The organism is Embleya sp. L77, assembly GCF_055557415.1.
The window spans coordinates 5,520,989-5,534,609 of record NZ_CM145709.1; the positions used below are offsets into that span (position 1 = coordinate 5,520,989).

At 72.5% G+C, this 13,621-nt stretch carries 14 protein-coding genes; 9 read left to right on the forward strand and 5 right to left on the reverse strand.

Going from position 1 to position 13,621, the window contains the following annotated elements; translation table 11 throughout:
• Positions 1 to 110: 110 nt before the first annotated feature.
• The 3 genes from ACZOOI_RS23635 to ACZOOI_RS23645 all read left to right on the forward strand — a co-directional run bounded on the left by ACZOOI_RS23635 (position 111) and on the right by ACZOOI_RS23645 (position 2,560).
• Positions 111 to 989 carry an alpha/beta hydrolase gene (locus ACZOOI_RS23635; RefSeq protein WP_465277693.1) on the forward strand — a complete coding sequence of 293 codons (879 nt, stop codon included), beginning with the start codon at positions 111 to 113 and terminating at the stop codon, positions 987 to 989.
• 186 nt (positions 990 to 1,175) lie between these two features.
• Positions 1,176 to 1,838, forward strand: coding sequence for an aminoacyl-tRNA hydrolase (locus ACZOOI_RS23640; RefSeq protein WP_465277694.1), 663 nt, complete (start codon positions 1,176 to 1,178; stop codon positions 1,836 to 1,838).
• A 341-nt stretch (positions 1,839 to 2,179) separates the two neighbouring features.
• Positions 2,180 to 2,560, forward strand: a complete 381-nt coding sequence (locus ACZOOI_RS23645) for an STAS domain-containing protein (RefSeq protein ID WP_396007225.1) — start codon at positions 2,180 to 2,182, stop codon at positions 2,558 to 2,560.
• A 41-nt stretch (positions 2,561 to 2,601) separates the two neighbouring features.
• Here ACZOOI_RS23645 and ACZOOI_RS23650 read toward each other — a convergent pair whose 3' ends face one another.
• Complete coding sequence (locus ACZOOI_RS23650; protein ID WP_465277695.1) at positions 2,602 to 3,597, reverse strand: cobalamin B12-binding domain-containing protein; 996 nt, start codon at positions 3,595 to 3,597, stop codon at positions 2,602 to 2,604.
• A complete protein-coding gene (locus ACZOOI_RS23655; RefSeq protein ID WP_465277696.1) occupies positions 3,594 to 5,324 on the reverse strand; it encodes a PP2C family protein-serine/threonine phosphatase in 1,731 nt (576 codons plus the stop codon). The genes ACZOOI_RS23650 and ACZOOI_RS23655 overlap by 4 nt, the downstream gene beginning before the upstream one ends.
• Before the next feature lie 281 nt (positions 5,325 to 5,605).
• Between ACZOOI_RS23655 and ACZOOI_RS23660 the strand changes: the two genes are divergently transcribed.
• Positions 5,606 to 6,001 (forward strand): STAS domain-containing protein, encoded by a 396-nt coding sequence (locus ACZOOI_RS23660; RefSeq protein WP_465277697.1) that lies wholly within the window; start codon positions 5,606 to 5,608, stop codon positions 5,999 to 6,001.
• A 46-nt stretch (positions 6,002 to 6,047) separates the two neighbouring features.
• On the opposite strand, the gene ACZOOI_RS23665 is transcribed toward ACZOOI_RS23660, so the two are convergent.
• Both ACZOOI_RS23665 and ACZOOI_RS23670 read right to left on the reverse strand, forming a co-directional pair.
• Positions 6,048 to 7,235: a phytanoyl-CoA dioxygenase family protein gene (locus tag ACZOOI_RS23665; protein WP_465277698.1), complete on the reverse strand. Its 1,188-nt coding sequence runs from the start codon at positions 7,233 to 7,235 to the stop codon at positions 6,048 to 6,050.
• A 171-nt stretch (positions 7,236 to 7,406) separates the two neighbouring features.
• Entirely contained in the window at positions 7,407 to 8,156 is a 750-nt protein-coding gene (locus ACZOOI_RS23670; RefSeq protein ID WP_465277699.1) for a FadR/GntR family transcriptional regulator, read from the reverse strand.
• A gap of 228 nt (positions 8,157 to 8,384) precedes the next feature.
• Here ACZOOI_RS23670 and ACZOOI_RS23675 point away from each other — a divergent pair, with 228 nt between their 5' ends.
• The 5 genes from ACZOOI_RS23675 to ACZOOI_RS23695 all read left to right on the forward strand — a co-directional run bounded on the left by ACZOOI_RS23675 (position 8,385) and on the right by ACZOOI_RS23695 (position 13,003).
• Positions 8,385 to 9,125, forward strand: coding sequence for a (Fe-S)-binding protein (locus ACZOOI_RS23675; RefSeq protein WP_396007230.1), 741 nt, complete (start codon positions 8,385 to 8,387; stop codon positions 9,123 to 9,125).
• On the forward strand, positions 9,122 to 10,753 hold the full coding sequence (locus ACZOOI_RS23680; RefSeq protein ID WP_465277700.1) for a lactate utilization protein B: 1,632 nt from the start codon (positions 9,122 to 9,124) through the stop codon (positions 10,751 to 10,753). The genes ACZOOI_RS23675 and ACZOOI_RS23680 overlap by 4 nt, the downstream gene beginning before the upstream one ends.
• Positions 10,750 to 11,439, forward strand: a complete 690-nt coding sequence (locus tag ACZOOI_RS23685; protein WP_465277701.1) for a LutC/YkgG family protein — start codon at positions 10,750 to 10,752, stop codon at positions 11,437 to 11,439. The genes ACZOOI_RS23680 and ACZOOI_RS23685 overlap by 4 nt, the downstream gene beginning before the upstream one ends.
• Before the next feature lie 30 nt (positions 11,440 to 11,469).
• Positions 11,470 to 12,144, forward strand: coding sequence for a hypothetical protein (locus ACZOOI_RS23690; protein WP_465277702.1), 675 nt, complete (start codon positions 11,470 to 11,472; stop codon positions 12,142 to 12,144).
• A 301-nt stretch (positions 12,145 to 12,445) separates the two neighbouring features.
• Positions 12,446 to 13,003, forward strand: a complete 558-nt coding sequence (locus ACZOOI_RS23695; RefSeq protein WP_465281266.1) for a type 1 glutamine amidotransferase domain-containing protein — start codon at positions 12,446 to 12,448, stop codon at positions 13,001 to 13,003.
• Positions 13,004 to 13,046: 43 nt separating this feature from the next.
• Here the strand turns inward: ACZOOI_RS23695 and ACZOOI_RS23700 are convergent, their stop codons facing one another.
• On the reverse strand, positions 13,047 to 13,616 hold the full coding sequence (locus ACZOOI_RS23700; RefSeq protein WP_465277703.1) for a hypothetical protein: 570 nt from the start codon (positions 13,614 to 13,616) through the stop codon (positions 13,047 to 13,049).
• Positions 13,617 to 13,621: the final 5 nt, after the last annotated feature.

Here is a 13,621-nt window from a genome sequence, read left to right on the forward strand (position 1 = left end):
GGACCCGGACAGTCGGTCCGTTGCCGGGCGTGTGGGATCCGGTATCGGGGCAGCCGTCGGGTGGGCATCGGGTGTGTGGACACTCGGGTTTCGGTTGGGGAGGGGCACGGATGGGCCTGGATGGTTGGAATCTGCCGCCGGTACGCGAAGGGCGGCCCGCGTCGGACGAACTGGACGCGCGGCGGCGAGGCACCGCGGCGTATCGCCAGGAGCCGGAAGCCGGCGTGACGGTGCGTCAGGAGTTGGTGGGCGGCGTGCCGTGCACGTTTTTGGAGGTGCCGGACCCGGCGCTGACGCTGCTCTACTTCCATGGCGGCGGCTACCGGATGGGCGATGCAACTGGCTGGTTGGGCATCGGTTCGCGGCTCGCGCTGGCCGCGCGGGCCCGGGTGGTACTGGTCGAATACCGCCTCGCGCCGGAGGCGCCGTATCCGGCCGCGCTGCACGACGTGGCGAACGTGTACGACACGATCGTGGACACGAGCGGGGACACGCATCCGGCTCCGTTCGTGGGCGGCGACTCGGCGGGCGGCGGGCTGGCGGCGGCGTTGACCATCGCGGCCCGGGGCGCCCGGGTGCCGTTGCCGTCCGGCATGGTGCTGCTGTCGCCGTGGCTGGACCTGACCGTGACCAAGCCCACGTACGATTCGAACGCGGCCACCGACCAACTGATCTCGAAGAAGTCGCTGCGCGAGGCCGCCGAGATCTACCTGCAACTGCACGATCCGGGTGATCCGTTGGCGTCCCCGCTGTTCGCCGACCTGTCCGGCCTGCCGCCGGTCCTGCTCCTGGCCTCCTGCCACGAGGCCCTGCTCGGCGACAGCACCGCGTTCGCCGCCCGGGCCGCCACGGCGGGCGTCGCGGTCCAGGCCCATCTGGTCCCCGACGTCCCGCACGCCTGGCCCGCGATCGACCCGACCATGCCCGAATCCCAGGAAGCCATCGGCACCATCGCCCGCTTCCTGACCACAAGAGCCATGGAAGCCTAGAAGCCGCCAAGGGCCTCGGGGCGCCGACAGCCAACCCCGAGGCCCTGAATCCCCAGCCCTCCGCCCCCAAGGCAACGGGTGGGCGGGCGGGCAAAACAATCCCCACCGAACCGCAACGGCAACCGGGCCAGGAAGCCCAGGACTCCCCACGGGGCCACGCGGCCACGAGCAAGGCATGATCGACCCGTGAGCACCATCGAATACGTCCTGCCCCTCGTGGCGCACATCGAGAAGGACGACCCGCCGGCCCGAACCGACGCCCTGGAGGCCGCCGCACGCGCGGTCCTGGTCCTGTTGGCCGACCCGCGCTCCACCGACCCCGACGGCGAATGGCACGACGTGGTCGAGGCCTGGCAGGGCCACCGCATCCGCAAGGTGGTCCGGCGCGCCCGCGGCGGCGAGTGGCGGCGGGCGAACACGCTGCAGGGCATCACGGTGGCCCACCGTACGGCGGAGGTTCGGGTGTACCCGCCGATCCCGCTCGACGGATGGCCCAAGGACCTGGCCAAACTGCAGGTCTCGGGCACCGACCTGGACGAACCGGCCGCGCCGCCCGCCGCCGCGCCCGGGCAGCCCGTGTTGTGGCTGAACCCGACGCTGGAGATGACCGCCGGCAAGGCCATGGCGCAGGTGGGGCACGGCAGTCACCTCGCGTGGCTGGGCATGGGTCCGGCCGGGCGCAAGGAATGGGCGGAGCGTGACTTCGATCTCGCGGTCCGGGTCGCCGAACCGGCCGCGTGGCCGGCATTGACGACGAGCGGTCGGCCGGTCGTGCGCGACGCGGGATTCACCGAGATCGCGCCGGGTTCGTGCACGGTGGTCGCGGACGTGCCGTGGACGACGCGCTGAGCAGCGCTTTCCCGATCCGATCGCCCACTTTTTCGGCGCGTCGTCCGATGTGACGTTGTGTCATCGAGTGGGTCGGCAAAGTGGAGGATGCCGCTCCGGAGCGGCGTCCGACGATCCGTGTACGCTGCAACCGAGACCCGTACGTGACCGGATCGTCACTGCCCCGGCTCCCGGGGCCCACTACGGTAGGTCACAGGCCGGGCCGACCACCCGGCTCCCGAGCCACGTGTCCAGGGCCTCCCCGGATCCGTCGGCGCATCCGATGGGGGCGGGTCGCCGATCGTTGCGGGCATCCTGCGTCGCGCGGCTCAGGACACCATGGGCGAGGGGACTGCCGGCGCGTGACTCTTCAGGTGATCAAGGACGATCTCCAGGGCTGGACCGTGCTGCACGTGCTCGGGGAGGTCGACTACGCGGTCGTCCCCGAACTGCGCGAGCACGTCAGACGCGCGGTCGCCGACGGCGACCACCGGATCGTCCTCGAACTCACCGGGGTGGAATTCCTCGACTCCACCGGCATCGGCACCCTGGTCGCCGCGCGTCGCCTGCTCCGCTCCACCGGCGGCACCCTGCGACTGGTCATGCCCAGCAACAACGACCACCACGTCAACCGTGTCTTCACCGCCCTCGGCCTGCGCCGCCTCTTCGACGTCCACCCGGACCTGGACGAGGCCCTGTGCGAGGACACCCCCACGGACGAGGACCTGAGCGCCGCGGGCTGACCCGCCGGGGCCGTGCCGCCGGCCGAGCCCCGCCCTCGCTCCTACAACACCGCCCCCGCCGCCGTCAGGGTGCTGCCCGCTCGCGGCATGTGGGCCAGTTGCGTGGCGAAGGCGCGGTAGGCCGCGGCGAGAGCCTCCCGCTTGACCTGGCGGTGCTCCAGGACGTCGGCGAACCAGCGGGTGAAGTCGACGAAGAGCACATGGTCGTCGAGGAAGAGCGAGACCGCGAGCGCGTCGACGGCGGTCACCAGGCCGTCCCGCATCGTGCTGTCCGAGCGTTCGCCCTCGATCGGGACCAGGGCGGCCATGCCCGCGGCGACCAGCGGGGTGCGCAGCAGGCCGACACCGTCGTGGGCGGCGTCCGGGAGGTGGCGCAGCCGCGGGGCCGGCGTGGTGATCGTGGGCCAGTCCGGGCTCGCCAGCACGTCGGCGGCCTGCCGGGCGTCCCGCGCCCAGCCGTTCGCGCCGACCAGGCCCGCCCAGCGGCCGTCCGGACCGAAGCCCGGGCCGCCGACCAGGACCGGTACGCCGACCCGCCGGGCCACCTCGACCATCGCCCGCGCGCCCGGCAGCGCGGTGGAGACCGTGCAGCCGATCGCGACCGAATCCGCTCCCGCATCGGGCAGTACGCGGGCCAGTTCGCCCGCGCCGGTGCCCGGCGGCAGGACCATCGCCTCGATGCCGCGCGCCCGCAACAGCGCGGCCAGGATCGTGGACGCCAGCCCGTGCCAGTCGCCCTGCGCGCAACACACCACGACCCGGGCCGCGCAGCGTGGCCGCGGCGTCGCGTCCGCGATCAGGTGCACCACCCGACCGGTGATGTGCGAGGCGCCGTGTTCGCGCGCCACGGTCCATTCGCCGGTCGCCCACCGCTCGCCCACCGTGCGCAGCGCCGGGATCACCAGGTCGGTCAACACCCGTTCGCCGGGCACCCCCCTGCCGAGCAGGTCGCGGACCAGGGTCAGTGCCTCGACCTCGTCCGCCCGTCCGATGTGCGCGAGGAAGAGGTCGAGTTCGTCGGAGACCACGTGCGTCATGCGCCGTCCGGATGCTCGTCGGGAACCGGGCGGCCGAGCTCCGCCAGATTCGGCAGCGCCTCGTCGTCGTCCCGGTAGGGGATGTGAACGGCCAGCAGGACCACGTCGTCCACGACCGGGGCGTCGCCCAGGTGCACCATCAGCCGCTGTTCCAGGCGTTCCACGAGCGCGTCCACCGGCATGCCCGCGCAGGACGCCAAGTCGTGCCGCAGCGCCCGCACGCCGTACGCCTCGCCGTCCGCGTCGCGCGCCTCGGTGACCCCGTCGCTGTACAGGAGCAGCGTCGAGCCCGGTGCCAGCGGTAATTCCCGCTCGCCGAACACGGTGCCCGGGATGCCTGCCACGAGCGGATCGGTGAACGCCATCGCCTGCACCCGACCCGCCGGATCCATCCACAGCGGCGGCGGATGCCCGGCGCAGGTCAGTCGGATCAGCGCCGAGCCGTCCGGGTGCACCGAGCAGTCGCCGGTGATCGCGGTGAGCACGAGGGAGGGGTCGCCGAGGGTCAACTCGGCGTCCAGGAGCGCCATGCGGTGCGCGGGCGCGCAGCCGGCGCTCGCCGCGGTGCGCAGGATCAGCAGCGACCGCGAGCTGAACATGCCCACCGGCGTGCCGCGTCCGCACACGTCGCCGATCGAGAACGCCCAGGTGCCGTCGACCGGGGTCGGGTGCACGGCGTAGAAGTCGCCGCCCAGGCCGTCGGTCAGCGCGACCGGCCGATAGCGGGCGGCGATCCGGGCACCGGGTACCTCCGGCAGTGGGCCGGGCACGAGCGCCTGGGCCAACAGCATGGTGCGCCGGTCCTGTTCGACGTACAACCGCGACGTGCGCAGCGCGACACCCACCCGCTCGGCGTAGTCGACGGCGAGGGTGATCTCCTCCTCGGTGAACGGGTCCGAGGTCGCCGAGCGCACGAACGTCAGTACGGAGGGCGCGTCGTCGTCGGTGTGCACCGGGACCACCAGCGCGCAGCGGGCGTCCACCGCGACCAGATCGGCGACCGCCTCGTCCGGTACCAGTCGGGCGAGCAACGCCTGGTCCATCAGCGGGTGCAGTTCCTGCCGCCGGGTGCGGAGCACCCGGCCGACCCCCGCCGGGGCGGTCCACGCGGCGCCCAGACCCGTGGTCACCCGGGCGATCGGGCTGCCGGTGGCGGGTGCGTAGGTGGTGCGCAGCCGGCCGTCCTCCATGCTCGGCACGGACAGCGCGACCCAGTCGGCCAGTTCGCGCGCCGGCAGCGTGGTCACCAGATCGGTGAGCCGGCGCGGATGGGTGGTCGCGGACAACATGCGGCCCGCCTCGGCGAGGAAGACCTTGCGCCTGCGCTCGGCCAACAGTGCGTCCTCGCGCCGCCGTTCGGCGGTGGTGTCCAGTACGTACCAGGCGTAGTGACCGTCGGCCAACACCGCCCGCCGACCGCGCACGCGCCGGTCGAAGATCTCGCCCTGCCACGTGGTTCCGGTCGCGGGCAACATCGAAAGGGCGCTGCCCACGGCGCAATCCGGCAACAGTCGCCCGGCCGCGGCGTTGAGGTAGCACACGGTGCCCTCGGGCGTGAAGACGACCACGCCGGTGTCGCTCCGGTCGAGCACGTCGCCGAGCGACCACGTGGGCGGCGCGGGCTCGTCCGGGACGCGTGGCGGCTTGAAGCCGTTGGTCCGCCGCTCGGCGGCCGGCTCCCGAGTGTCGCCGCCGCGCTCGTCCCCGGAGGGGCGTTGTCCGGTCATGGCTGGGGAATCCCTTGCGTCCGTGCGTTTCGAGCCGGCTCGCGCCGGCGCTCGCGCAACCTTCACCGTACGACCGGAAACGTCGCGCGGGTGTGGGTTCCGCCGGAATCACACCTATAGGGGAAGACGGTCCACGAGGGGCCGATGCGACGAGTAGGGTGCCGATGCGGTCCTGTCGTTTCCGGGAGGGATGCGGAGATTCCTCCCGAGACGTGCGAACCGTACCGAGCGGTCGCGCGGTACGCGACCGAACCGACACATGATCAGGTGGAGTGCTCCACATGAGCCTTGACGATCTCCCACCGGACGACGTCGATCACACATCGTTCTCGGCCAGGCCGTGCATCGTGCACACCACGATGGAAGCCGACCTCGGCGGCACGGTGTCCGTGCAGGGCGACATGGACATGACGGCCGCGCCGGTGTTCCGGCGGGCGGTGGACCGGCTCGTGGACGAGGGCGCGCGCAGTCTGCGGATCGACCTGTCGGGCGTGCCCTTCATCGACTCGTCCGGCCTGGGCAGCCTGGTGTACGGCTACCGCCGTTTGCGCGACCGCGACGGCGACGTCGTGGTGTGCGGCGTCGGCCCGCAGCCCGCGCGGGTGCTGCGGATCACCCATTTGGACCGCATCCTCAGTGTGGAATCCGCGGCCGTCCCGGCCGCACCGCACCGCTGAGCCGAGCCCGGCCGCGGATCCGGCCGCGGCGCGACCGACCGCCGGCTCAACGCCCCAGCCCGGCCTCCAATTCGCCCGCACTGCGACTGCGGATCAGGTCGTTGACCGCCTCGCCCGGACCGACGTGCTCGAACAGGGTCGGCGGATGGAAGGTGACGTACATCGTGCGTCGCCCGCCCACCCCCCTCGGTGCGGGGGAGGCGTGCAGCACGTCGGTCATGTGCACCGTCACGTCGCCCGGATCGGTGGGCACAGCCAGGTGCGGCAACTCGGCGAGTTCGGCGGCGCTCGGCTGCGGACAGGTGCGGCCCTGGGAGCCCGGGATCGCCTCCAGGTAGCCGTTCTCGGCGGAGGAGCCGGTCAGTTGGATGCCGATGGCCACCGACGGGCACATGATGTGATGGCCGCCGAGCCCGCAGTCGGTGTGCCACGGGATGTTGGCCAGGCCCTTGAGCCGACCGGGCGGCTTGAGCAGGACCGAGATCCCCTCCATCCGGTCGGTGGACGCCGCGAGGTCCTCGTGCACCAGCGTGGCCAGTCGGACCAGACGCGGATCGTGGGCCAGCGCGCCGATCGGCGCCGAGCGCTCGCTCGCGTAGACGATCCGGCACAACACCTGTTCGCCGTTCTCGCGCTCCGCCCACCAGGACCGGTCGTCGTCCGGTCGGGCCTCGGCGGCGAGCCGATCCACCTCGGCCTCGAACACGGCGATCTCGGCGGGAGAGAACACCCCGCGCACCCGCATCACCCCGGTCGCCTCGAAGTGGTCGGCGAGTTCGCGATCCGAGTGATCGAGCGTCAGTTCGGCGGCGGGGTCCACGGGTCGACCGTGCCGATCGAACACCTCCCTGCCGTGCGGAAGATAGATCTCGATGCCCTGATAGAGCGCGCGCAGCACCGGCTCCCAGCGGAACAACTCGTGCACACTCCCGCGTTCGGTGTGCACGTCGCCCGCGATGGCGAGCGCCGCCGCGGTGCGCAGCAGGGTGACCAGGTCGGTCCACGCGTCGGGGGACAACCGCACCACACACGTGGCGTCCGGGTCGATCCCCTCCACGATCCGCAGCCGTGCGCCGTGCGCGCGATACGTCCACGCACCTTCGCCGATCCGCATGCCGAGCGGATCGAGCCCGCGCAATCCCGCCTCGGCCCGTTTGCCGGGCTCCCCGATGAGCAATCCCGGGACGATGTCCCGGTGGTACGTCTCCGCGTCGATCCGGTCGTGCCCGAGCATCCTCGCGACCTCCTGCGCTGTACGTTGCCGCGCAGTATGCCGGGCGAACGCGGTGGGTTACCAGACCGTTCCAAGCTTTCCCCGGAACCGAACCACAGGACGGGCGATTCCCGCCCGCCCCACCCACTCATAAAACGGATCGCCTTACCCCACAAGGCACATGACGCCCCGTCAGTCCGAATCCCCATCCGCCGGTCGGTCCGCACGAATCCGTGCCACCCGTGGATACGCGCGGCGCAGGTGGGCGGCCAGCGCCGCGGCGGCCGCGTGCGGGTCGTGGGCCTCGATCGCGGCCAGGATCGCCCGGTGATCCGCACGCAACGCGCCGGTGTCCGGGCCCAGTTCGGCCACCGCGCGCTGTTGGTGCCGACGTACCGTGTCGCGCAGTGCGCGCATGAACGTGGCGACCAGCGCATTGCCGGACAACTCCGCGATCGCGGTGTGGAATTCGGTGTCCTGCTCGTTGAACCGCTCCGCCGACACATCCGGCGCGTCCATCCCGGCCACGATCGCGCGCAGCCGGTCGAGGTCGGCCTCGCTCGCGTGCCGTGCGGCGGCCTCGACCGCCCAGGATTCGATCAACAGTCGGGTCTCCACGACGTCGTCCACCGCGAAGTTGGCCAGGCCCAGGTGCAGTCCCAGCACGCCGGTCAGCGCCGGGCCCGCCGATCCGGCCAGGATCGCGCCCGCCTCGGGGCCGCTGCCGGTGTTGGCGACCAGGACGCCCATGGCCTCCAGGACGCGCATCGCCTCGCGGACCGACGGGCGGCTGACCCCGAGCGCGGCGGCCAGTGCCCGCTCGCCCGGGAGCTTGTCGCCCGCGCGCAGCCGGCCGGTGGAGATCTGCTCCTCGATCTGCGCGACGACCTCCTCGAACGCGCGCACGCGCTTGACCGGGCGCCAGTCCGGGCCGTCGTTCACAGGGGCTCCTCGGGAGCGATTCCGGGTGCGGGCCGGGGGCCCGCGTCTTGTGGCACAGCATGACATGCCCTTACCGTGTGCACACCACACTGTGGTCCGACCACACGTTTCCCGACTCCGACCCCGACTCCGACCCCGACTCCGACTCCGACTCCGAGTCCAGACCGGGGCCACAAGGCCGGGCCCGGACTCCCGATCCGCGCCCACCCACCACGAGGAGGCCGCCGCATGCGCGTCGGGCTGTTCATCACCTGCGTGAACGACACGCTCTACCCCCGCACGGGGCAGGCCGTCGTCCGCCTCCTGGAGCGACTGGGCTGCGAGGTCGACTTCCCGCTCGCCCAGACCTGCTGCGGACAGATGCACTGGAACACCGGCTACGGCCCGCGGATCGAGCCGATGGTCCGCCGGTTCGCGGACACCTTCGCCGGCTACGACGCGGTGGTCACTCCGTCCGGGTCGTGCGGCGCGATGATCCGGGACAACCACCCGCGTGCCGCCGCCCGAGCCCAGGACCCCACCCTCGCCGCCGACGTCGCGGCGGTGGTCCCGAAGGTGTACGACCTCACCGAGTTCATCGTCGACGTGCTCGGCGTCACCGACGTCGGCGCCTACTTCCCGCACCGGGTCGCCTATCACCCCACGTGCCACTCACGCCGCCTGATGAAGCTCGGCGACCGGCCGAGCGCGCTGCTGCGCGAGGTGCGCGGCCTGGAACTGCTCGACCTGCCCGGCGAGGAGGAGTGCTGCGGCTTCGGCGGCACCTTCGCGGTCAAGAACCCGGACGTGTCCACCGCGATGGGCGCCGACAAGGTCCGGCACGCGGCCGGTACCGGAGCCGAGGTGCTGTGCGCGGCGGACAACTCGTGCCTGATGCACATCGGCGGCCTGATGGACCGTCAACGCACCGGGATGCGCGTCCTGCACCTCGCGGAGATCCTCGCCTCCACCGAGAAGGAGCCGGCATGAGCAAGGCCGTCCCGCCGACGGGCGCCACCTTCGTCGGCATGCCCCCGTTCCCGCAGGCGGCCCGGGCCGCGGTCGGCGACGCCCAACTGCGGCACAACCTGCGCAAGGCCACCCACACCATCCGGGACAAGCGGGCCCTGGTGGTCGACGAACTCGCCGACTGGGCCGAACTGCGCGCGGCCGGCGCGGCGATCAAGGACCGGACGCTGCGCCGCCTCGACGAACACCTGCTCGCGGTCGAGGCCGCGGTCACCGCCGCCGGCGGCACCGTGCACTGGGCCGCCGACGCGGCCGAGGCGAACCGGATCGTCGCCGACCTGGTCCGGGCCACCGGCGAGACCGAGGTGGTCAAGGTCAAGTCGATGGTCACCCAGGAGATCGGGCTCAACGAGGCGCTCGCCGCCGAGGGCATCCGGGCCTACGAGACCGATCTGGCCGAGTTGATCGTGCAGTTGGGCGAGGACCTGCCGTCGCACATCCTGGTGCCCGCGATCCATCGCAATCGGGCCGAGATCCGGGAGATCTTCGTCCGCGAGATGGGCGAATGGGGCGTGCCGGCACCGGCCGGCCTGACCGACGAACCGGCCGCGCTGGCCGAGGCCGCGCGCCGACACCTGCGCGAGCGCTTCCTGTCCGCGAAGGTCGCGGTCTCCGGCGCCAACTTCGTCGTCGCCGAGACCGGCACGCTCGTGGTGGTCGAGTCGGAGGGCAACGGGCGGATGTGTCTGACCCTCCCGGACACGCTGATCTCGGTGGTCGGGATCGAGAAGGTGGTGCCGACCTGGGCCGACCTGGAGGTGTTCCTGCAACTGCTGCCCAGGAGTTCGACCGGCGAGCGGATGAACCCCTACACCTCGATGTGGACGGGGGTCACGCCCGGCGACGGCCCGCAGGACTTCCACCTGGTGCTGCTCGACAACGGCCGGACCGACGTGCTGGCGGATCGAACCGGCCGGCAGGCGCTGCGCTGCATCCGCTGCTCGGCCTGCCTGAACGTCTGCCCGGTGTACGAGCGCACCGGCGGCCACGCGTACGGGTCGGTGTATCCCGGGCCGATCGGCGCGATCCTGGTGCCGCAACTGGGCGGCATCGCGACCGGGAACGTGGACGCGCAGACCGCGTCGCTGCCGTACGCGTCCTCGCTGTGCGGCGCGTGCTACGAGGTGTGCCCGGTCGCGATCGACATCCCCGAGGTGCTGGTGCATCTGCGCGAAAAGGTGGTCGAGGGCGGCGGTCATCGGGCGGAGAAGGCGGCGATGCGGGCGGCCGAGTGGGTGCTCGACGACCCCGGGCGACTGCGCCGGGTACAGCGGGTCGCGGCCCGCTCGCGCAAGCTGATCCCCAAGCGGGCACCCGGCCCGGGCGCGGCCTGGACGGACAGCCGGTCGATCCCGCCGGTGCCGGCGGAATCGTTCCGGGACTGGTGGGTGCGGGAGCGGAGCGGCCCCGCGGACGCGTCGCAGGCGGGCGTACACCCGACGGGTCCGGCGCCCGCGGCCCCGGTCGGCGAGTCGGAGGGGATCGGAGCCGACGGGATCACGGACGGGATCGAGGCGAACGGCATCGAGATCAAGGCCGACCGGATCCAGGACGGCGGCGCCGACGAGATCGAGGGGGGCGGGCGATGAGTTCGCGCGACGTGATCCTGAACCGGGTGCGGCGGGCGCTGGTGGACGTGCCGCGGGACGAGGTGTTCCCGGTCCCGCGCGACTACGCGCGGGCGCACGCGGTCGAGGGCGTGCTCGAACTGTTCGCCGAACATCTGCGCGACTACCGGGCGGTCGTCCACGAGGTCGCCGAGAACGGGCTCGCGGACACGGTCGCCGAGGCGGTCGAACGGCGCGGGGCGCGACGGGTGGTGACACCGGCCGGGCTGCCGGCGGCATGGACTGCGGGGCTCGCGGCGGGGGTGTGTGTACCGGACGGCTGGACGTATGGATCGATCGGTGATTTGTCCGATGATCCTATTAATAACAGGCCTGAGCACCCTCTCCCGCATCTCACGACCGCCGACCTGGACGCCGCGGACGGCGTGCTCACCGGCGCCGCCGTTGCCATCGCCGAGACCGGCACGATCGTGCTCGACGCGGGACCGGGACAGGGCCGCCGGGCGTTGACCCTGGTGCCGGACTGGCACCTGTGCGTGGTCCGGGCCCGGGACGTGGTCGCGTCCGTGCCGCAGGCGCTGGAGCGGCTGGCCCCGGGGCGACCGCTGACCTGGATCTCCGGCCCGTCCGCGACCAGCGACATCGAGCTGAACCGGGTCGAGGGGGTGCACGGGCCGCGCACCCTCGAAGTCCTGATCGTGCGGTGATGTCCCGCCGATCATTTACAGTCCATAGGCGTGGCACCTGATACGAAGGCACTCGTCCGCTCGACCAAGAACCTGATGGAGATGGTCGACCTCCTGGGCAACACCAGTCCGCCCGAGGCATACGACGCGATCGCCGAACAACTGGCGAACACGCGCCGACTCCTCGGCCAGTTGGCCGCGCCCGCGCCGACCACGCTGTGCAACGAGCACCCGTACGGCCCGGTCGATGAGGACGCCCGGGACAAGTGCCTGTTCTGCGAGAACCGGCGGCGGCGCGGTCGGGCCCGGGACGCGGCGGACGCGCGTCCGCGTTCGGCGCCGTGCCCCAGACACCCGGAGCGCGGTCTGCTCGCGCTCGGCGAGGTGTGCCCGCTGTGCGGGACGCCGGAGGGCGTGCCGACCCCGCGCCAGGGCGTGCCGAGCGTGCGCGATCCGCGGCCGGCCCCGCTGTCCGGCGCCCGCGGCGTGGACATGCGGCTGACCGTGCTCACCCAGCAGCTCGCCCACCTGGCGGGCGAGGCCGGCCAGGACGCGCGCGGCGAGGCGCTGCTCGCGGCGGCGGTCGACGTACTCAAGGGCGCACAGGGCCTGATCCAGGCGGCCAACGCGTTCACCGACGGACGCGGCGACGAGGCGTACAACACCGCGACCCGGGCTGCTCGGGGGCTGCGGGCGACGGCGGCCGAGGTGCTCGAGGACCTGTAGCCGGTCGGGCCGCGGGTTCGGAGCGCGCTCGAACGCCGGGGTGGGGGTCGGGCGCCGGGTCGGATGGCCCAGGCCGGGTCGGTCGGATCGGTCCGGCCCGGTCCGGGTGCGACCCGGCTGCGGATGTGGTCGGGCCCGATGACCGGACCGGACCGGACCGGTGCCGTGCCCGTGCCCGTGCCGCGCCGGTGTCGTGCCCGTGCCGCGTTTGTCGTGCGCCCGGTAGGGCAGGCGGTCCGAGGCAACCGTTGCCGCCGCACCGCACGGAGGGATGTGCCGCATGGCATCCGAGCTTCAGGGTCTGAGCGTGGCGTTTCTCGTCGCCCCCGAGGGCTTCGAGCAGGTGGAGCTGACGGAGCCGTGGCAGGCTGTGGAACGGGCCGGCGGCCTGCCGAAACTGATCTCCACCAAGGCCGGCGAGGCGCGGGGCTTCGACCACCTCGACCGGGCCGACGCGTTCCACGTGGACGCCGGGATCGACGCGGTGGGATCCGGCGACTTCGACGCGCTCGTCCTGCCCGGCGGTCTGGCCAACCCGGATTTCCTGCGCACGCAGCCGAAGGCCGTGGAGTTCGTCCGGCGGTTCTTCGCCGAGGGCAAGCCGGTCGCGGCGATCTGCCACGCGTTGTGGATCCTGGTGGAGGCCGACGTGGTGCGCGGACGGCAGCTCACCTCGTGGCCGAGCCTGCGCACCGACCTGGAGAACGCGGGCGCGACCTGGGTCGACGAGGCGGTGGTGGTGTGTACGGCGGGCACCAACACGCTGATCACCAGCCGCAAGCCGGACGACCTGCCGGCCTTCGACAAGGCGATCGTCGCCGAATTCGCCGAGTTCGTCAGGGTCGGGAAGAACCGGTAGCGCGGCCGATCCGCCCCGTGGTGGCGACCCGGGTCCTCGTGGCTCAACCCTCGTAGGTCGACGCGATCGGCTGGTGTCCGTTCCAGACCACGAACACGGACGAGGTCCGCCGGTTGCTGACGAAGTCCACTCGGATCCACTTGTCGCCGGGCCACACCTTCACCGACCACCCCGGGTTCGGGGTCGCGGCGATCAGCGTCACGCTCGTGGCCTGATACCGGAACGAGGCCCGCCCGCCCCGCACCTCGAAGCTCTGCACCGCCGGAGCCGGCGGATCCTCCCGAAGTTGTGCCGGCGGTACGACCGGCGTCGTCGCGGGCTTCGGCGACGGCGTGGCGGTGGACGCGGACGGCGACGGGGGCGCCGAGGTCGGCGGCGGCGTGCGGTTGATGGCGGAGATCAGGTCGGGCGCCTCGCCGGCCGGCGGTGCGACCGACGTCGGCGGCGGAGAACTCATCGTCGGCGGCGGTTCGTCCCCGGCGACCAGGGTCGGTGCCCGCGGCGGCTGGAACACGGTGTCGCGCAACACACTGCGCACGCCCCACCAGGACAGCGCGACGGCCATCGCGGTGACCGCGAGCCACACCGAGACCGATGTGATGGTTCTCCGCACGAGCC

Coding starts and splice junctions, on each gene's coding strand:
- ACZOOI_RS23685 (WP_465277701.1), top strand. CDS start 10,750: ATGAGTTCGCGCGACGTGATCCTGAACCGGGTGCGGCGGGCGCTGGTG.
- ACZOOI_RS23635 (WP_465277693.1), top strand. CDS start 111: ATGGGCCTGGATGGTTGGAATCTGCCGCCGGTACGCGAAGGGCGGCCC.
- ACZOOI_RS23675 (WP_396007230.1), top strand. CDS start 8,385: ATGCGCGTCGGGCTGTTCATCACCTGCGTGAACGACACGCTCTACCCC.
- ACZOOI_RS23665 (WP_465277698.1), bottom strand. CDS start 7,235: ATGCTCGGGCACGACCGGATCGACGCGGAGACGTACCACCGGGACATC.
- ACZOOI_RS23650 (WP_465277695.1), bottom strand. CDS start 3,597: ATGACGCACGTGGTCTCCGACGAACTCGACCTCTTCCTCGCGCACATC.
- ACZOOI_RS23680 (WP_465277700.1), top strand. CDS start 9,122: ATGAGCAAGGCCGTCCCGCCGACGGGCGCCACCTTCGTCGGCATGCCC.
- ACZOOI_RS23655 (WP_465277696.1), bottom strand. CDS start 5,324: ATGACCGGACAACGCCCCTCCGGGGACGAGCGCGGCGGCGACACTCGG.
- ACZOOI_RS23660 (WP_465277697.1), top strand. CDS start 5,606: ATGAGCCTTGACGATCTCCCACCGGACGACGTCGATCACACATCGTTC.